We start from the raw sequence: 18298 nt of genomic DNA, 5'->3' as shown, positions 1-18298 counted from the left end.
GACTGCGGGCCATGACTGCGCCTCGCTCCGTCGGCCCGCTCGTCGAGTCGCAGGCCGTGCTGGCCCCGCTCACCGACGCCGCGATCTTCCTCGTGGCCACCGTCCGCCCCGGTGGCGAGCAGACCGCCCGCGACCTGCTGGAGGATCTGGGCGGCCTGCAGCGTACGGTCGGGTTCCGGCTGCCCGCAGCCCAGCTCTCCTGCGTCACCGGCATCGGCTCGGAGCTGTGGGACCGGCTGTTCACCGGTCCCCGCCCGGCCGAGCTGCACCGCTTCCGGGCCTGGAAGGGCCCCAAGCACACCGCGCCGTCGACCCCGGGTGACCTGCTGTTCCACATCCGCGCCGGGCAGATGGACGTCTGCTTCGAGCTGGCCGCCAAGATCGCCGAGCGGCTGCGCGGGGCCGGCGACATCGTCGACGAGACGCACGGCTTCAAATACTTCGACGAGCGCGACCTGCTCGGCTTCGTCGACGGCACCGAGAACCCGACCGGGGGCAAGGCCCGGGCGGCGGCGATCGTCGGCGACGAGGACGAGCCGTTCGCCGGCGGCAGCTACGTCATGGTGCAGAAATACGTGCACGACCTGGAGGCCTGGAACGCGCTCAAGGTCGAGGAGCAGGAGGCGGCGATCGGGCGCACGAAGCTCGACAACACCGAGATCCCGGACGACGCCAAGGCCCCCGACTCGCACCTGGCCCTCAACGTCGTCGAGGACGCGGACGGCAACGAGCTCAAGATCCTGCGCGACAACATGCCGTTCGGCTCGGTCAAGGACGGCGAGTTCGGCACCTATTACATCGCCTACGCCGCCACGCCCGACATCCCCGAGCTGATGCTGCGCCGGATGTTCCTCGGCGAGCCGTACGGCACGTACGACCGCATTCTCGACTTCTCGACCGCGCTGACCGGTTCGCTGTTCTTCGTGCCGACCGCCGACTTCCTCGACGACCTGCCCGCAGCCCCTTAGCCCAGGGCCGCGGACAGGTCGGCCAGCGTGTTCAGGCGGAGGTCGCCGTCGAGCCCGCGCAGCGCCGCCGTGTGCGCCCCCGCGGCCCGGCCCGCCTGCAGGCCGACGTCGGCGTCCTCGACCACCAGGCAGTCGGCCGGGTCGACCCCGAGCAGCTCGGCGGCCCGCCGGTAACCCTCCGGGTCGGGCTTGCCGGCCGCGATGTCGTCGGTCGTCACCAGCACCGGGGCGACGATCCCGGCCGCGTTCAGGCGGGCCTTGGCCAGCCGGGTGTCGGCGCTGGTGACCACGGCCCAGGGCAGGCCCTTCCGGGTCAGCTGCAAGAGCAGTTCGCGGGCGCCGGGCGTCGGGTGCACGTCGGAGAGGTCGTCGTACTGCAGCTCGAGCTGGCGGGCCGACGCGACCACGTGCGCGGCCTCGTCGAGATGCGGCAGGAGCTTCCGTACGGTCGTCGCGCTCGGGCTGCCGTGCGCCATCTCGTACGCCTCCTGGCCGTCGACCCCGTACTCCGCGGCCCACGACAGCCACGACCGCAGGACCGCACCGTCGGAGTCGACCAGCGTGCCGTCCATGTCGAACAGGATCGCTCGCACGGTGGTCACGTCGAAGCGGGGTTCGGGCACGAAAACCTCCAATGGAAAGCACGGAACGGCCCCCAGCCTAAAAGGTGAGGGCCGTTCCGGTGCTGCGATCAGGCGGTGCGGCGGCTCGGGGCGCGGCGCCGGGTCGGCGCGGCCGCGGGCGGCGCCTCGACCGCCGTGGCCGTCTTGCGCGGGGTGCGGGCCCGCGGGGCCGCCGGGGTGGCAGCCGACGCCGCGGCCTTGCGCGCGGTCGCGCGGGCCGCGGTGGCCCGGGCCGTCGGCGGCTCGACCGGAACCTCGGCGGCGGGCGTCTCGGCCGGCTCGGCCGGCGTCTCGGCCGGTTCCTCGCGGGCCGGCGGAACCACGGCGGGCAGGGCCGGGCTGACCGGAGCGACCGCGGACGCGCGGTGCTTCTCCTTCTCGCGCCGGACCAGGTCGGCCAGCACGCTCTTGCCGTACTTCTCCTCGAGCGTGGTCGCCTTGCTCTGCGCCTTGCCGGCCCGGGCGACGGCCTTCTTGTGGGCCTTCTCGAGACGGGTCTTGTCACGGCTCTGGGTCTTGAGCGACCGCTTGAGCCGCTTGGCCTCGGCCTCGGCGTTGCGTAGCGCCTGGGTCTGCTGCTGGGTGAGGTTGGCGTTGGTCCGCAGCCGGTTCTCCAGCTCGGTGACAGTCGTCCTGCTCCGCTCGGCGGCGGTGTGTGCGGCGGCCGATTGGTCCCGGCGGCGTTCGAGCTGATTGTTACTCACAGCGTCTCCTTCCGTTCACCGTATGCCTACCCGTGTGACGGCAAGACAATCAAGGAGTTGTGTCTTCCATCGCTGCCGCGTCGGCGCTGCTCCGGGCGCGTTTGCGACGGATGTGCCGGACGTGCAGGGTGATGTAGACGGCCACGGCGAGAACGATCACCGTGATTGCCTGCCACGTGTAACGGTGGGCGTGTTCGATGATTGCGACGAGGTGGGTGCCGAACAGGTAGGCGACGGTGGTCCAGACGCCCACCCACAGAGCGGCCCCGATGGCGTTGTAGATCAGGAACGTGCGCCAGGGCATCGCCGTGATGCCGGCGATGACGCCGTTGAGCTGGCGCAGCCCGTCGATGAAACGGGCGACCATGACGACCCGCCCGCCGCGCCGAGCGAAGAAGCCCTCGGCGCGGGCCAGCCGTTCCGGGGTCAGGAACACGTATCGGCCCCAGCGCAGGGCCAGCTTGCGGCCGCCGCGCACCCCGATCCAGTAACCGATGTTGTCGCCGAGCACGGCCGCCACGAACGAGATGGCGGCGACGGCGAAGATGCTCATCCGGCCCGCGCCCGCGTAGATGGCCGCGGCCACCATGATCGTCTGGCCCGGCGCGGGCACCCCGAAGCTCTCGACCCCGATGACCCCGGCGATGGCGTAATAGCCCCACCGATCGAGGATCGGGGCGACTCCGTGCAGGAACCCGGGCAGGTCGGCTTGAGGTGGCATCGGCTCAACCGTAGCCGGGACAGGCTCGGTCAAACCTGGGGAGTCACTTCTGCGGCTGGTCCTTTGTGCGGAGCAGCAGCCAATTGACCCCGTCGGTGTGAATCAGCGCGTACCGGTGTGACCCGTCCCGCCCGTGCAGGGTGAAGACGAACCGCTTGTCGTTGCGGTCCTCTTGCTCCCACCAGCCGATGTCCGCGATCGACTTGTCCGGATCGGTGTACGTGAGGTGGTCGAGATCGTGGTCGGGCACGGCCACCGCGAGCCGGTTCTTGCCCGATTCCTCCGGCAGGCCGCGTGGCACGGCCCACGAGCGCAGCACGCCGTCCTCCTCCAGCCGCAGGTCGAAGTGGGGCCGCGGCTTGCGATGGTCATGCAGCACAAACGAGGGGCGCACCCTTCGACTGTAGGCGGCGCTTTGTTCAAGGTGTTGAAAAAGACGGTCGTCACTGTGAGAGTGATCCGTATGGCGTCGCGATCGAGTCTCGCCCTCGCGGCCCTGGCCGTCGGCACGTTCGCGCTCGGCATGACCGAATTCGTCATCACCGGCCTGCTGCCCGACATCGCCGCCGACTTCACCGTCACGATCCCCACGGCGGGCCTGCTCATTTCCGCGTACGCCCTCAGCGTCGTGATCGGCGGCCCGCTGCTGACGGCCCTGGTCGCCCGGCGGTCCCGCAAGCCGGTGCTGATCGCCCTGCTCGGCTTCTTCGTGGCGGGCAATCTGATCTCGGCCGTCGCCCCCGCGTACGGCCTGATGATGGCCGGGCGGATCGTGGCCGCGCTCTGCCACGGCTCGTTCATCGGCATCGCCACGATCGTCGCCGGTGACCTCGTGCGGCCCGAGCGCCGCAGCAGCGCCATCGCCGCCATGCTGAGCGGCATCACGCTGGCCAGCGTGGCCGGGGTGCCGCTGGGCACGCTGCTCGGTCAGCAGTTCGGCTGGCGGGCCACGTTCTGGGCGATGGCCCTGCTCGGGCTGGTCGCCGCCGTGTCCACCTGGGCCTTTGTCCCGACCGGCGGGGCCGCGGCGGGCGCCCGGGCGCAGTGGGGCGCGTTCCGCCACGTGTCGGTCTGGCTGGCCCTGGGCATGACCGCGCTCGCCTTCGGGGCCGTCTACGCGCCCTTCACATATGTGGCCCCGCTGATGACCTCGGTGGCCGGGTTCGGCTCGGGCGCGCTGCCCTGGCTGCTCGTGCTGTTCGGCCTCGGCCTGGTGCTGGGCAACGTGATCGGGGCCCGGGCGGCCGACCACCGTCTGATGGGGACGATCGTCGCGGCGTCCGTGGCCATGCTGATCGTGCTGGTGCTGTTCGCCTGGACGGCGCATTCGCGGGTGCCGGCCGCGGTCACGCTGTTCGCGCTGGGCGTGGTCGCGTACGCCACCGTGCCAGGCCTCACGACCCGGGTGATCACGGCGGCCGACGACGACGGCCAGAACCTGATCGTGTCGTCGGCGGCGGTCTCGGCCTTCAACCTCGGCAACGCGGCCGGCGCCTATCTGGGCGGGCGGGCCATCGCCGCGGGCTGGGGTTACCAGTCGACGCCGCTGGTCGGGGCGGCGATGGAACTGGGCGCGCTGACTCTGGCGGCGGCACTCGTGCTGACCGGCCGGGCACGACAGACGGTCCGTTCGGCGGAGGCGGCCTAGGAGCCCGGTTGGTTGGCTGGGCCGTCATGTCTCGACTGCCCGCGCTCTCGCGCCTCTCCCCTCGCAAGATCGCGATCGGCGCGCTCATCGCCGCCGTCGTGGCCGGGATGTCGTCGTTCGCGCTGACCCGGGCCGACGCCGCGACCTTCGCCACCGTCCAGCCGGGTAGCTTCACCGGTCAGGCCTTCGACGCCTGCACGGCCCCGCCGAGCGCCTCGATGAAGGCGTGGAAGGCGAAATCGCCGTACAAGGCAATTGGCATCTACATCGGTGGCGTCAACCGGGGCTGCGCCCAGCCGCAGCTCACCGCGGCCTGGGTCAAGGAGCAGGTGCAGGCCGGCTGGAAGCTGCTGCCGCTCTATGTGGGACCGCAGGCCACCTGCACGACGATCGGCGGCGGACGCAAGCTGATCAACAACGCGAGCGCCGACACCCAGGGCCGGGTGGCCGCCTCCGACGCCGTCGCGCAGGCCCAGGCGCTCGGGCTGGCTCGCGAGAGCGTGCTCATCTACGACATGGAGTCCTACCGGACGAACGACGCCGCCTGCCGGCAGGGCGTGCTCGCGTTCATGAACGGCTGGACGGCCCGGCTGCACGACAACGGCTACTTCTCCGGCTTCTACTCCAGCGTCGCGTCCGGCGTCGCCGACCAGGTGGCCGCCTACGCCAAGCCCGGCTACACCCGTCCCGACTATGTGGATTTCGCCCGCTGGGATCAGAAGGTCACGCTGGCCGACCCGCTCATCCCGGCCTCGGCCTGGCCCGGCAAGCGGCGGATGAAGCAGTACCGCGGCGGTCACAAGGAGACGTACGGCGGCGTCACGATCAACATCGACAACAACTACGTCGACTTCGCGCCGCTGCCCAAGACCAAGGCCGCCGACTTCACCGGCAACGGGTGGCCGGACGTGCTGGGCCGGTCGTCGACGGGCTACCTGTCGGCCTTCCCCGGCAACGGCTCGCTGGTCGACATCAACCAGCGGCGCACGCTGGGCAGCGGGTTCGCCTCGATGAACGCGATCGTGCGCATCGGCGACCTCAATCGGGACGGGCGGGAGGACGTGATCGCCCGCCAGACCAACGGCGACGTGTGGTTCTATCCGGGCACCGCCACCGGTCTCGGCCCGCGCAAGAAGGTCGGCGCGGGCTGGCAGAAGATGCGCGAGATCACCGCGATCGGCGACCTCACCGGTGACGGCTACCCCGATCTGCTGGCCGTCTCCCCGGGCAACCTGCTCTACCTGTACGCCGGTCGGCCCGGTGCAACGCTGGCCAACGCTCGTCTGACCGGCGCCGGCTGGGGCGACAAGTCCGAGCTGGCCGGCGCGGGCGACTTCAACCGCGACGGCTTCCCCGACCTGGCCGCCCGGCTGAAGACCGACGGCAAGCTCTATCTGTGGACGGGCCGCAAGGGCGGCTTCACCGGTAAGCGCCTGGCCCTGGGCGTCGCCGCCGCCGATCTGCGCGACCTGGTCGGCGTGGGCGACTTCGACCGGGACGGCTTCCCCGACCTGGCCGCGGTGCAGAGGTCCACCGGCGCCCTGGTGCTGCTGAGCGGCGCCGGTTCCACCCTGCGGGCCCCGTTCCGCCTGGCCACCGGCTATGCCGGGATCGCCCCGCTCGCCTGAGAAAACACTCGTGGCCCGATCCGAACCGGACCGGGCCACGAACGACTGGTGGGTCTTACAGGGTGTCGCTGGCCAGCTGGCCGCGCAGCTTGGTCAGGGCCTTGGTGAGCAGGCGCGAGACGTGCATCTGCGAGATGCCGATCTGGTCGGCGATCTGCGACTGGGTCAGGTTGCCGTAGAAGCGCAGCGTCAGGATCTTCTGCTCGCGCTCGTCGAGCGTCGCCAGCGCGGGGCCGAGGGCCACGCGGGTCTCGGCCAGCTCGAACTCCGAGTCCTCACCGCCGAGGGTGTCGCCCAGCTCGGTGGTGCCGTCGGCGCTGATCGGGGTGGAGAGCGACGTGGCGTTGTAGGCCCGCGCACCCTCGAGGCCCTCCAGCACGTCTTCCTCGCTGACCCCCAGGTGGGCGGCGACGTCGGCGACCGTCGGCGAGCGGCCGAGCGAGTGGGTCAGGCTGCTGTTGGCCTCGGTGATGGCCAGGCGCAGCTCCTGCAGGCGGCGCGGCACCCGCACCGACCACGTGCGGTCGCGGAAGTGGCGCTTGATCTCGCCGATGATGGTGGGGATCGCGTAGCCCGCGAAGTCGACGCCGCGCTCGGGGTCGAACTTGTCGACCGCCTTGATCAGGCCGACCGTGGCGGTCTGCACGAGGTCGTCGGTGGGCTCGCCGCGGCCCGAGTAGCGGTGGGCGAGGTGACGGGCGAGCGGCAGCCAGGCCTCGATCGCCCGGTCGCGCAGCGAGGCGCGGGACGGGTGACCGGCGGGCATCGCGGCCATCGCGTTGAGGAGCTCGGCGGCGCTGTCGACGGGCGCGGTGGCCGCGGCCGGAAGCGTCTCAGCCTGCGTGGTGCTGGTGGTCTCGGTGACGGTCATGTTTGTGGTCCTCCCTGGCACCTGATCCGGAGAGCCGGTCCTGATGTAGCTGGACCCGGTTGGTCGGGTGTCCCTATCTGCAGGCTGATGGCGATCGATGCGATCTCCGTCAGCCGCGCACACTTGGCCGTTCGGTTATGACCAACCTAGCCGACAGGGCCAAGAAAGACTAGCCGAAAGTATGAGTTACTTTGCGTGATAGCAAATATACGCAGAGGATCTTGTCGGGTGCTCAAGGCCGTCGATGTGCGATCGGGAAGGATTAGGCCGTCCGGTGCTTGTGGTGACCCGCATGGGCCAGTGCCAAACCTGGACGGGAAGGAAAGATGGAGGACATGTCAGTCCTGCGCCCTCTGGCCCCGCATGCGGAGGCGGCTGAGCTGCGCCGCTGGAAGCTCGACTCGTTCGGCGAGCTTCGCAGCCTGCGGGCCGCGCTGCGGGAGACCATCGAGCACCACACCGACGAGACCGATGACCTCTTCGACAAGATGGCCGTGGTCGCGACCGAGCTGGCCACCAACGCCCTGCGGCACGGTCTGCCGCCCACCGAGGTGGTGCTGCTGGAGCACGACGACCGGCTCATCCTCGACGTGGCCGATCACGATCTGGGCACGCTCCCAGAGGTCGCCCAGGACCGCCCGCTCGGCGCCGGCGGCCTCGGGCTGCAGCTCACGAAGACTTTCGCCATCGATGTCGGTTGGTATCGAACCGATCTCACCAAGCATGTCTGGGCGAGCTTCCCGAGCTGAATCCCCGTACGCCTGGTAGAAATGCGCCCGTGGCGGACTACTACCAGATCGGCGAGGAGCCTGCGGCCGACCGCACCGCGACCGTCCTGCGCCTCAGTGGCGAGCTCGACATCAACGCACGCGACGAGTTGCGCGCGACGCTCACCGACGCGCTGGCCGAGCACGAGGACGTGACGGTCGACCTCAGCGCCGTCACCTTCATCGACTCCGAGGCCCTGGGCGCGCTGATCGACGGCTACAACTCGGCCCTCGACCTCAGCGCGACCTTCCGGGTGGTCGGCGCGACGGGCGCGGTGGCCCGTGTGCTCACCGTCTCAGGCTCGCAGGCCGTCTTCGACGGTGCGCTGGAGACTCCCGACTCGTAACCTGCGGCAGTGTCATTGATCATCGCGGCGGCTCTGCTGGCCGCTGTGCTGGCCTTCGCCGTCGTGCGCCCGCGCGGCCTGCCGGAGGCGGTCGCCGCCGTGCCCGCGGCCGGCCTCGCGATCGTCTTCGGCCTGGTGTCGTGGGACGACGCCCGGGCCGAGTTCCTCGAGCTCGGGCCGACCGTCGGCTTCCTCGCCGCGATCCTCCTCCTGGCCCACCTGGCCGGCGAGCACGGCGTCTTCCGGTACGCCGGCCGGGTCGCGGCCCGGATCAGCCGGGGCGACCCGCCGCGGCTGCTGGTCGCGGTCTTCGTGGCGGCCGCCCTGACCACCGCGTTGCTCAGCCTGGACGCGACCGTCGTGCTGCTCACCCCGGTCGTGCTGGCCACCGCGGCCCGGGTCGGCGCCCGTGCCCGCCCGTCCGCGTACGCCTCGGCCCACCTGGCCAACTCGGCGTCGCTGCTGCTGCCCGTCTCGAATCTGACCAACCTGCTCGCGTTCGCGGCCAGCGGCCTGACCTTCCTCGGCTTCACCGGCCTGATGACGCTGCCCTGGCTGGCCGTCATCGTGACGGAATATCTGGTGTTCCGCCGCTACTTCCGCGACGACCTGCGAGCGCGGGAGGAGCCGCGGCCCGATGGCGGCGACGGCCCGCCCCCGCGTTACGCGCTGGTCGTGCTCGCGGTGACCCTGGTCGGCTTCGCCGTCGTGCACCCCCTCGGCGTGCACCCGGCCTGGGTCGCGGTGGCCGGCGCGGTCCTGCTGGCCGTGCCGCACCGGGTCTCGCCGCGCACCCTGCTGCGCGAGGTCAACCTGCCGTTCTGCGCGTTCGTGCTCGCGCTGGGGGTGGTGGTGCTCGCGGTGCAGCAGCACGGCCTCGAGCGCTTCCTCGGCGCGATCGTGCCCGACGACGCCGGCCTGCTCGGCCTGCTGGCCGTCGCCTTCCTGGCCGCCCTGCTGGCCAACCTGCTCAACAACCTGCCGGCCACGCTCGCCCTGCTGCCCGTGGTCGAGGCGAATCCGGGGCTGCTGCTGGCCATGCTGATCGGGGTCAACGTCGGGCCCAACCTGACCTATGTGGGCTCGCTGGCGACCCTGCTCTGGCGGCAGATCCTGCACACCCACGACGCCGCGCCCGATTCGCGCGACTTCCTCAAGCTGGGGGTGCTGACCGTGCCGCCCGCGCTGGTGGTGGGCGTGCTGGCGCTGTGGCTGAGCCTGCACTTCGGGATCTGACAAGCAGGAGCGCACCCTCGCCGCCGCGCCGGTATCGGTCCGGGGAACGGCCGAGGTGATCCGGTGGGGGATTCGGCGGCGGGGTGCGTCCGACGTAGTCAGTCTTGTCTATACGTTTGTTACAGGCAAGTAAAAGAGGTTACGGAACTCAGCGGCTCGGCGGAGCGCCGCCGGGGCCGCCGCCGCCCGGTGCTCCGCCGCCCGGAGCGCTGCCGCCGCTCGGGGTGGTCGTCGTGTCCACCTTGACGGTCAGCGTCACCGCGAATCCCTTGGTGACGTCGCCCGAGACCGCGCCCATCTGCAGGGCGGCCGAGTCGTCGCCGAAGACGTTGTCGGACGAGAGGCTGATCTGGCTCAGGTTGCTCACCGAGGACGAGTAGCCGGTGGTGGCGTAGACCTTGTCGCAGACGTCCTTGGGCAGCGCGACCTGCGAGGTGGCGATGGCCTTGGTCGAGTCGGTGATGTCGGCCTGGCCGGAATAGACCTCGAAGTGGATGTGCGGCCAACGGCCCGAGTAGCAGGCCGGGAAGATGCTCGTGAACTTCACCTTGCCCGAGTCGTCGGCGATCTGGACACCGCGCAGGTAGTTCTGGTCGGTGATGCCCTCGGTGTAGAGCGAGTAGCGGCCCTCGCGGTCGCAGTGCCAGACATAGACGGCGACGTCCTTGAACGGCGCGTCGCTGTTGGCCATGTCGAGGATCGTCAGCTCGAGGGTCATCGGGACGCCCTGGGCCGTGCCGCTGGCCGTGCCGAAGCTCGACCGGATGTCGCTGCGGACCACGCCGCTCTGTTCCAGCACGTCCGGCCCGTTCGAGCCGTCGCCCGGGTAGGGGCCGGCGGTCTCGTCGGGGATCTCGCCCGTGGCCGCCGACGACGTGGACGAGGCGGCCGGCGTGCTCTCCGACGACGAGTTGCTGCCGCACGCGGCCAGCCCGAGCACCGCGGCGCCCAGCCCGAACCCGCGCAGCACGTGCCGCCGGTTGGCCAGCGTGGTCAGGTCGAACCCCAGGCCCTGATCGACGACCTCCTCGTCGGGCCGGGGGAGTTGGCGTCCCTCGTACGTCGGTCTCGGATCCTGGCTCATCGGTTCGCTCCTCATCGTGTTGCCGCACGCTTGAAAGTCACGCTAGGTCCGGTTCTTGTGCATTCGCTTTGAGTTGGCTGTCCGTCGCCCCTGCGTGACATGCTCGTTACGGAGGAAGTTTTCCTACCGGTTTAGAAGAGATAATTCTGTCGCACTGTTGACGGAAAAATTCGGGCCCGCCTACGGTGGCCCCATGTCCGGGTCCGGTGGCGTACATGCGCTGGTCAGGCGTGCTCATGAGGAGCGCGTCCTGGCGATTCTGCGCGAACGCGGCGGGCTCAGCCGGGCCCAGATCGCGGCCCGCTCCGGCCTCTCGCGCACGACTCTCTCGGAGATAACTTCCGACCTTCTCGCCCGCGGCGCGATCGTGGTCGTCAATACCGACGCCCGCGACCGGGCCGGCAGCGGCCGCCCGGCCGAGCTGCTCGCGCTCGACCCGCGCTCGGGCCAGTTCCTCGGCGTCGACCTCGGCCACACCCGCGTCCGGGTCGCCGTGGCCGACGCCGCCCACGAGATCATCGCGAGCGGCGTCGAGGAGTATCCGCCCGGCAGCTCGTGGCCCCGGCGGCTGTCGGCCGGGGTCGGCCTGGTCGACCGGATCGCTCGCGAGCAGGGCCTCAGCCTGGCCGCGCTGCAGGGTCTCGGGGTCGGCGTGGCCGGTCCCGACCCGGCCGGCGGCTCCCGCGCCGACGTGCTGGCCGCCTTCGCCGAGCGCTTCCCGGCGCCGATCATCGTCGACAACAACACCCGGTTCGCCGCGCTGGCCGAGGCGGCCAGCTCGGCCGAGCCGGTGCAGGACGTCCTCTACGTGCGGCTGGCCGACGGCATCGGCGGGGGACTGGTGGTCGGCGGCCGGCTGGTCGCCGGGGCGGGCGGCGCGGCCGGCGAGTTCGGCCACGTCAAGGTCGACCCGGTCGGTGGGGTCTGCCGCTGCGGCAAGCGGGGCTGCCTCGAGACCGTGGCGGCCGTGCGTCCCGCGCTGACCGCGGCCGGCGTCGACGACCTCGGCGAGCTCGCGCTCCGGCGCGGGGAGCCGCGGGTGCGGGCCGCGATGGACCGGGTGGCCGACGCGCTCGGCCGCGTGCTGGCCGACGCCGCGCTGATCCTCAACCCCGAGCTGATCGTCATCGGCGGCCCGCTGCCGTTCGCCGTGCCCGAGATCGTCACCCGGGCCGGCGCCGCGATCGCGGCCGAGATGATCCCGGGGGAGGGGCACCCGGTGATCCGGGCGGCCCGCCTCGGTGACGACGACGGCGCCCGCGGCGCGATCATCGCCTGTTTCCTGCAGTCGCCGTTGCTGGCCGACTACCCCGAGCCGAGATCCGTCCCCGATCCCCGAACCGCCGGGAGCCAGTCATGACCGTTGTCCAGGCGGACACCGAGGTGAACGCGGCCGCGCCGGCCGCACCCGAGCGCCGTCGCCGCGGCGTACCGAAAACGCTTTTGAATCTGTTGTCGGTGGTTCTCGGCGTCGGCGTGTGGTGGGGCTTCTCGCTCGGCGGCGACATCCCGGCGCCGCCCGAGGTGCTCGAGCGCGGGTGGGAGCTGATCGCCGACGGCACCCTGGCCGACGACGTGCTGGCCAGCCTGGGCCGGGTGCTGGCCGGGTTCGTGCTCGGCGTCGCGCTGGCGATCCCGGTCGGCTTCCTGATGGGCTGGTACGGCATCGTGCGCGGCCTGATCGAGCCGTGGGTGCAGTTCTTCCGCACGATCCCGCCGCTGGCGATCATCCCGCTGGCCGTGGTGCTGATGGGCATCGGCGAGACCCCCAAGATTTTCGTCATCTTCCTGGCCTCGTTCCTGGCCTGCGTGATCGCCACCTTCCAGGGCGTGGTCAATGTGGACAAGACGCTGATCAACGCGGCCCGGGTGCTCGGGGCCAAGGACGGCACGATCTTCGCGCGGGTCGTGGTGCCCGCGTCGACGCCGTTCATCCTGGTCGGCATGCGGGTGGGCCTCGGCTCGTCCTGGGCCACGCTGGTCGCCGCCGAGCTGATCGCCGCGCAGCAGGGCCTCGGCTATCGGATGCAGAGCGCGCAGCTCTACTACGACCTTCCGACGATCTTTGTCGGGCTGATCAGCATCGGCGTCCTCGGTCTGCTGATGGACCGTCTGCTGCTCCTGGCCGAGCGCCGCCTCACCAACTGGCAGGACCGCCGATGATCACTGTGTCTCGCGTGAACAAGACTTTCCCGTTGAAGAATGACCGATTTGTCGCGCTCGGTGACGTGTCCTTGGACGTCGCGGACAACGAGTTCGTCACCATCGTCGGTCCGTCGGGCTGCGGCAAGACGACGCTCATGAACATCCTGGCCGGCCTGGAAACGCCGTCGTCCGGCCAGGCTTTGGTCAACGGTAAGGCGATCACCGGCCCGGGTCCCGATCGTGGCGTGATCTTTCAGCAGTACGCCCTCTTCCCGTGGCTCACCGTCCGCAAGAACGTCGAGTTCGGGCTGCGTACGGCCGGGGTGGGCCGGGCCGAGCGGCGGGAACGGGCCCAGCACTTCATCGACCTGGTCGGCCTGCACGACTTCGCCGACGCGCTGCCCCGCACGCTCTCCGGCGGCATGAAGCAGCGCTGCGCCATCGCCCGTGCCTACGCCGTCAACCCGTCGATCCTGCTGATGGACGAGCCGTTCGGCGCGGTCGACGCCCTCACCCGCGTACGCCTTCAGGAACAGCTGCTCCAGACCTGGAGTCAGGAGAAACGCACCGTCGTCTTCATCACCCACGACGTCGACGAGGCGGTCTTCCTGGCCAACCGGGTGGTCGTCATGGCGGCCCGGCCCGGCCGGATCGTCGAGATCGTCGACGTCGACCTGCCCTACCCCCGTACCGAAGAACTGCGGCTCAGTCCCGCCTTCACGGCGCTGCGCAATCGCGTGTGGAGCGCCGTCTATCACCAGGAGCCAGTTGCATGAAACGCCTTCTCGCCTTTCTCGCGGCGGCCTCTCTTCTGAGTGTCGCCGCGTGCGGATCCTCCGATGATTCCTCCTCCTCGTTCAGCGTGAAGATCAACTTTGGCTACATCGCCGACTTCAACGGGGCGAGCCTGCTGGCCGTGGCCGACGACCAGAAGCTGTGGGAGAAGCACGGCGTCGAGGTCAGCACCAAGGTCTTCACCAACGGCCCGCTGCAGATCACCGCGATCAACGCCGGCGACCTCGACTTCGGCTACATCGGCCCGGGCGCGGTCTGGCTGCCCGCCAGCGGCAAGGCCAAGATCGTGGCGCTGAACTCGCTGGGCAACGCCGACCGGGTGATCGCCCAGCCCGGCATCACCGACATCGCGCAGCTCAAGGGCAAGAAGGTCGGCGTCCCCGAGGGCACGTCGGGTGACATGATCCTCACCCTGGCGCTGCAGAAGGCCGGCCTGGCCGCCACCGACATCCAGCGCGTCCCGATGGACCCGGCCACGATCGTCTCGGCGTTCGCGGCGGGCCAGATCGACGCCGCGGGCATCTGGTATCCGCTGCTCAACAACATCAAGCAGAAGAAGCCGGACCTGGTCGAGCTGGCCAAGAACGAGGACTTCGCGAGCACGGTGTCGTTCCCGACCGCCTTCGTGGCCGGCAACGACGTGGTCAGCGGGAAGGCGGACGCGGTGACCAAGGTCGTACAGGTGCTGCGGGAGGCCATGGACTATCGCGCGGCCAACCAGGACAAGGCCGTCGAGCTGACCGCGGGTCTGCTCAAGCAGCCGGTCGACGCGGTCAAGGCGGACGCGGGCAACAGCAAGATGCTCGACTCCAAGACCCTCGACGGCTACACGGCCGACGGCACGGTCGGCAAGTGGCTGCAGGGCATGGGCGACTACTTCGTCGGCGCCAAGAAGCTCACCGAGAACCCGGATCCGTCGACGTACTACCTGGGTGAAACCTTCACCGGAGCAGCATCGAAGTGAACTTCCTCTTCCTCATGACCGATCAGCACCGGGTCGACACGCTCGGGGCGTACGGCAACACCCAGGTCCGTACGCCCAACCTGGACCGCCTCGCCGCCACCGGCACGCGGTTCGACCGGTGGTACACCCCGACCGCCATCTGCACGCCGGCCCGGGCCAGCCTGCTCACCGGGCAGGCCCCGTTCCGGCACAAGGTGCTGGCCAACCACGAGCGCAACGTCGGCTATCAGGAGGACCTGCCGGACGGCACGTTCACCTTCCCGGTGGCGCTGCGCGAACAGGGCTACAACGTGGGCCTGGTCGGCAAGTGGCACGCGGGCACGATCAAGGCGCCCGCGGACTACGGGTTCGACGGCCCGCACCTGACGGGCTGGCACAACCCGGTCGATCATGAGGACTATCGGGCGTATCTCAAGGAGCACAACCTTCCCCCCTACGAGATCACCGACCGGATCCGCGGCACGCTGCCCAACGGGGGGCCCGGCAATCTGCTCGCCGCCCGATTGCAGCAGCCGGTCGAGGCGACCTTCGAGTACTACATGGCGACGCGGACGATCGAGATGCTGCGGTCGTATGCCTCCTCGGAAAAACCCTTCTATCTCGCCACGCACTTCTTCGGGCCGCACCTGCCGTACATCGTCCCCGACCACTACTTCGACCTGATCGACCCGTCGACTGTCGAACTGCCGAAGTCGATCGCCGAGACGTTCGAGGGCAAGCCGCCGGTGCAGCGCAACTACAGCGCCCACTGGACGTTCGACACCATGCCGATCGAGGTCACGCGCAAGCTGATCGCGGTCTACTGGGGTTACGTAATGATGATCGACGAGCAGGTCGGGCGGATCCTCGACGAGCTCGACCGGCTCGGCCTGACCGACGCGACGACGGTGTTCTTCACGTGCGACCACGGGGAGTTCACCGGCTCGCACCGGCTGCACGACAAGGGGCCGGCCATGTATGAGGACATTTACCGTACGCCCGGGATCATCCGGATCCCCGGTGCGCCGCCGCAGGCACGATCCGAGTTCGTCAGCCTGCTGGACTGCACGGCCACGATTCTTGATCTTGCCGGCCTTTCCCGGGGTGCCGCGGTCGACTCGCGGAGCCTGGTCCCCATCGTTCGTGGCGAGCACCCCGAATGGCAGCAGGACATCGTGGCCGAATTCCACGGCCACCATTTTCCCTATCCGCAGCGCATGCTCCGGGAGGACCGCTACAAGCTGGTCGTCAACCCGGACTCGACCAACGAACTCTACGACCTGGTCAATGATCCCGACGAGCTGCTGAACATCTATCACCACCCCGAGATGGCTCCGGTGCGCGGGCGGATGCTGCGCCGGCTCTACACGCTGCTGGTCGAGCGGGACGACCGGTTCTACCACTGGATGACCTCGATGTACGACGTCGGCGAGGTCGATCACGACCCGACCCTGAGCGGGCTCGACGAGGCCTCGTACCGATGAACATCGTGCTGATCCTCACGGACGACCACGCCGCGCACGCGATCTCGGCGTACGGGTCCGTGGTGAATCAGACGCCCCGGATCGACGAGATCGCCCGGCTCGGCCGGCGCTTCGACAACTGCTTCGCCACCAACTCGCTGTGCTCGCCGTCGCGGGCCAGCATCTTGACCGGCACCTACAGCCACGTCAACGGCGTGACCACGCTCGTCACGCCGATCGACGCCTCGCAGCCCAGCTTTGTCAGCGCGTTGCGGGCCGCCGGGTATCGCACCGCCATGGTCGGCAAATGGCACATGGGGGACGGGCCGGGGCACGACCCGGAGCATTTCGATTATTGGGACGTGCTGATCGAGCAGGGCGAGTATGTGGACCCGGTCTTCTTGAGCAAATCGGGCCGGCGGACCGTTCCGGGGTATGCCACCGACATCATCACGGACTTGGCGCTGAACTGGATCTCGTCCTTGGACGGCGACGACCCGTACTGCGTGCTGATCTATCACAAGGCGCCGCACCGGCCCTGGGTTCCGCCGCCGTCTTTCGCCGATCGTTACGTCACCCCGATTCCCCTGCCGGCGACCTTCGACGACGACTATGCGACCCGTACGTCCTCGGCCCGGCGCGCGGCCATGCGAATCGCCGAGCACCTGACGCTGGAGGATCTGAAGACCGCGCCGCCGCCGGGGTTGTCGTACTCCGCGGAAGCGCTCTGGAAATACCAGCGGTTCATGGAGGACTACCTGCGTTGCGTGGACTCGGTCGACGACAACGTCGGCCGGGTCATCGATTTCCTGCGGGCGCGGGGCGACTTCGACGACACTTTGCTGATGTACGCCTCCGACCAGGGTTTCTTCCTCGGCGATCACGGCTGGTTCGACAAGCGCTTCATGTACGAGGAATCGCTGCGGATGCCGCTCGTCCTGTCCTGCCCCCGTCGCGTCGAACCCGGCGTGGTCGACGAGATGGTCACCAATGTGGACTGGGCCCAGACGCTGCTCGAGGCGGCCGGGGTGCCCGCCCATCCGCGCATGCAGGGCCGCAGTTTCTGGCCGTTGCTGACCTCGGGCGCCTATGCCGCGGCCGAGGGCGTCTATTACCGCTACTGGGAGCACGACGACGTCTTTCACAAGGCGCCGGCGCACTACGGCTATCGGACTTCGCGCTACAAGCTCATCTACTTCTACAACGACGGGCTGGGCATTCCGGGCTGCGGGTGGGGCACCTATCCGCCCGAGTGGGAGCTGTACGACCTGGAGCTCGATCCGGCGGAAACGCGCAATGTGTACGACGATCCGGCGTACGCGGCCGTCCGGGACGAACTCACCGTGGCCATGTGGAACGAGCAGGCGCGCCTCGGGGACAAACCGCATCCGAGCCAGCCGCGGCCGGTGACCGCATGAGCCACTGTTGCAGCCCTTCCGGGTCTTATGGTTCGTCGCCTGACGCTTTTGTGCCCGCCGCCCCCGGCCAACATCGACTTCCGCAGGCCTCCGTTCCCGCGCAGACCTTCATCATGGGCGATGCGCACGGCGACGGAGTGCGGCCGGACGGCGAGACACCACTGCATGAGGTGGCGATCTCGGCCTTCGACATCGACGCGACCACGGTGACCGTGGCCGACTTCCGGGCCTTCGTCTCGGCGACCGGCTACCGTACGGAGGCCGAGGCTTTCGGCTGGTCAGCGGTGTTCCACCTGGCCGTTGCCGACCCCGACAAGGTCGTCGGCAGCATGGCCGGGACCCCGTGGTGGCAGGGCGTCTCCGGGGCCGACTGGGCCCACCCCGGCGGCCCGTCGTCGACCGCCGCCGACGACCACCCGGTGGTGCACGTCAGCTGGAACGACGCCCAGGCGTACTGCGCGTGGGCCGGCCGGCGACTGCCCACCGAGGCGGAATGGGAATGCGCGGCCCGCGGCGGCCGGCCGTCACTCCGCTACCCCTGGGGCGACGACCTGCCCGCGGACTGGCCGTGCAACATCTGGCAGGGCACGTTCCCCACTGACAACACGGCCGCGGACGGCTGGGTGACCACCGCGCCCGCCAAGTCGTACGCCCCCAACGACTATGGGCTCTACCAGCCGATCGGCAACGTCTGGGAGTGGTGCGCCGACTGGTTCTCGCCCACGTACTACGCGATGTCGCCCGCAACCGACCCCCGGGGCCCGTCGCTCGGCGCCACCCGCGTGATCCGCGGCGGCTCCTACCTGTGCCACGACTCGTACTGCAACCGCTACCGCAACGCCGCCCGCTCCGCCAACACCCCCGACTCCTCCACCGCCAACACCGGCTTCCGCACCGTAGCCCGCTGACCCCCTTTTTGATCATCAACTGTCCCCAC

The 18298-nt window shown here is 69.8% G+C and carries 19 protein-coding genes; 13 read left to right on the top strand and 6 right to left on the bottom strand.

All coding sequences use genetic code 11. From position 1 onward, the window contains the following. Positions 1-11: 11 nt before the first annotated feature. Positions 12-968 carry a Dyp-type peroxidase gene (locus JKJ07_RS23835; protein ID WP_202993906.1) on the top strand — a complete coding sequence of 319 codons (957 nt, stop codon included), beginning with the start codon at positions 12-14 and terminating at the stop codon, positions 966-968. Here JKJ07_RS23835 and JKJ07_RS23830 read toward each other — a convergent pair. The 4 genes from JKJ07_RS23830 to JKJ07_RS23815 form a co-directional block, all read right to left on the bottom strand. Further along, the gene (locus JKJ07_RS23830; protein ID WP_307834374.1) at positions 965-1591 is read right to left on the bottom strand and encodes an HAD-IA family hydrolase; all 627 of its coding nucleotides are present in this window, start codon (positions 1589-1591) and stop codon (positions 965-967) included. The two genes, JKJ07_RS23835 and JKJ07_RS23830, sit on opposite strands and share 4 nt — an antisense overlap. Before the next feature lie 68 nt (positions 1592-1659). Next, complete coding sequence (locus tag JKJ07_RS23825; protein WP_202993905.1) at positions 1660-2295, bottom strand: hypothetical protein; 636 nt, start codon at positions 2293-2295, stop codon at positions 1660-1662. Positions 2296-2344: 49 nt separating this feature from the next. Continuing rightward, positions 2345-3016 carry a DedA family protein gene (locus tag JKJ07_RS23820; protein ID WP_202993904.1) on the bottom strand — a complete coding sequence of 224 codons (672 nt, stop codon included), beginning with the start codon at positions 3014-3016 and terminating at the stop codon, positions 2345-2347. A 43-nt stretch (positions 3017-3059) separates the two neighbouring features. Beyond that, on the bottom strand, positions 3060-3410 hold the full coding sequence (locus JKJ07_RS23815; RefSeq protein ID WP_202993903.1) for a DNA polymerase ligase N-terminal domain-containing protein: 351 nt from the start codon (positions 3408-3410) through the stop codon (positions 3060-3062). Positions 3411-3479: 69 nt separating this feature from the next. On the opposite strand from JKJ07_RS23815, the gene JKJ07_RS23810 reads away from it, so the two are divergent. Together JKJ07_RS23810 and JKJ07_RS23805 are read left to right on the top strand one after the other, a co-directional pair. Beyond that, positions 3480-4664 carry an MFS transporter gene (locus tag JKJ07_RS23810; protein ID WP_202993902.1) on the top strand — a complete coding sequence of 395 codons (1185 nt, stop codon included), beginning with the start codon at positions 3480-3482 and terminating at the stop codon, positions 4662-4664. A gap of 26 nt (positions 4665-4690) precedes the next feature. After that, the gene (locus JKJ07_RS23805) at positions 4691-6292 is read left to right on the top strand and encodes a glycoside hydrolase domain-containing protein (RefSeq protein ID WP_202993901.1); all 1602 of its coding nucleotides are present in this window, start codon (positions 4691-4693) and stop codon (positions 6290-6292) included. A 55-nt stretch (positions 6293-6347) separates the two neighbouring features. On the opposite strand, the gene JKJ07_RS23800 is transcribed toward JKJ07_RS23805, so the two are convergent. After that, the gene (locus tag JKJ07_RS23800; protein WP_202993900.1) at positions 6348-7163 is read right to left on the bottom strand and encodes an RNA polymerase sigma factor SigF; all 816 of its coding nucleotides are present in this window, start codon (positions 7161-7163) and stop codon (positions 6348-6350) included. A 335-nt stretch (positions 7164-7498) separates the two neighbouring features. Between JKJ07_RS23800 and JKJ07_RS23795 the strand changes: the two genes are divergently transcribed. From JKJ07_RS23795 to JKJ07_RS23785, 3 genes are read left to right on the top strand one after another with little or no spacing between them, the layout of a single operon-like run. Further along, entirely contained in the window at positions 7499-7912 is a 414-nt protein-coding gene (locus JKJ07_RS23795) for an ATP-binding protein (RefSeq protein WP_202993899.1), read from the top strand. Positions 7913-7941: 29 nt separating this feature from the next. After that, positions 7942-8277, top strand: a complete 336-nt coding sequence (locus JKJ07_RS51210) for an STAS domain-containing protein (RefSeq protein WP_202993898.1) — start codon at positions 7942-7944, stop codon at positions 8275-8277. Between the two features lie 9 nt (positions 8278-8286). Beyond that, positions 8287-9513, top strand: coding sequence for an SLC13 family permease (locus JKJ07_RS23785; protein ID WP_202993897.1), 1227 nt, complete (start codon positions 8287-8289; stop codon positions 9511-9513). Positions 9514-9661: 148 nt separating this feature from the next. Here the strand turns inward: JKJ07_RS23785 and JKJ07_RS23780 are convergent, their stop codons facing one another. Continuing rightward, positions 9662-10597, bottom strand: a complete 936-nt coding sequence (locus JKJ07_RS23780) for an intradiol ring-cleavage dioxygenase (RefSeq protein WP_202993896.1) — start codon at positions 10595-10597, stop codon at positions 9662-9664. Positions 10598-10790: 193 nt separating this feature from the next. Here JKJ07_RS23780 and JKJ07_RS23775 point away from each other — a divergent pair, with 193 nt between their 5' ends. The 7 genes from JKJ07_RS23775 to JKJ07_RS23745 all read left to right on the top strand — a co-directional run bounded on the left by JKJ07_RS23775 (position 10791) and on the right by JKJ07_RS23745 (position 18269). Continuing rightward, positions 10791-11957 (top strand): ROK family transcriptional regulator, encoded by a 1167-nt coding sequence (locus JKJ07_RS23775; protein ID WP_202993895.1) that lies wholly within the window; start codon positions 10791-10793, stop codon positions 11955-11957. After that, positions 11954-12760, top strand: a complete 807-nt coding sequence (locus tag JKJ07_RS23770) for an ABC transporter permease (RefSeq protein ID WP_202993894.1) — start codon at positions 11954-11956, stop codon at positions 12758-12760. The genes JKJ07_RS23775 and JKJ07_RS23770 overlap by 4 nt, the downstream gene beginning before the upstream one ends. A 14-nt stretch (positions 12761-12774) precedes the next feature. After that, entirely contained in the window at positions 12775-13518 is a 744-nt protein-coding gene (locus tag JKJ07_RS23765; protein WP_307834373.1) for an ABC transporter ATP-binding protein, read from the top strand. A gap of 86 nt (positions 13519-13604) precedes the next feature. Continuing rightward, positions 13605-14501, top strand: a complete 897-nt coding sequence (locus JKJ07_RS23760) for an aliphatic sulfonate ABC transporter substrate-binding protein (protein WP_202993892.1) — start codon at positions 13605-13607, stop codon at positions 14499-14501. Then, positions 14498-15964, top strand: a complete 1467-nt coding sequence (locus JKJ07_RS23755; RefSeq protein WP_307834372.1) for a sulfatase family protein — start codon at positions 14498-14500, stop codon at positions 15962-15964. The genes JKJ07_RS23760 and JKJ07_RS23755 overlap by 4 nt, the downstream gene beginning before the upstream one ends. Further along, positions 15961-17361 (top strand): sulfatase family protein, encoded by a 1401-nt coding sequence (locus JKJ07_RS23750; protein ID WP_202993890.1) that lies wholly within the window; start codon positions 15961-15963, stop codon positions 17359-17361. Before JKJ07_RS23755 ends, JKJ07_RS23750 begins: the two co-directional genes overlap by 4 nt. Continuing rightward, positions 17358-18269: a formylglycine-generating enzyme family protein gene (locus tag JKJ07_RS23745; protein WP_202993889.1), complete on the top strand. Its 912-nt coding sequence runs from the start codon at positions 17358-17360 to the stop codon at positions 18267-18269. The genes JKJ07_RS23750 and JKJ07_RS23745 overlap by 4 nt, the downstream gene beginning before the upstream one ends. Positions 18270-18298 lie beyond the last annotated feature (29 nt).

It is taken from the genome of Paractinoplanes lichenicola, assembly GCF_016785085.1.
In the GTDB taxonomy this organism is placed as follows: Bacteria; Actinomycetota; Actinomycetes; order Mycobacteriales; family Micromonosporaceae; genus Actinoplanes; species Actinoplanes lichenicola.
This window is presented reverse-complemented; position numbering and strand designations above follow the sequence as displayed.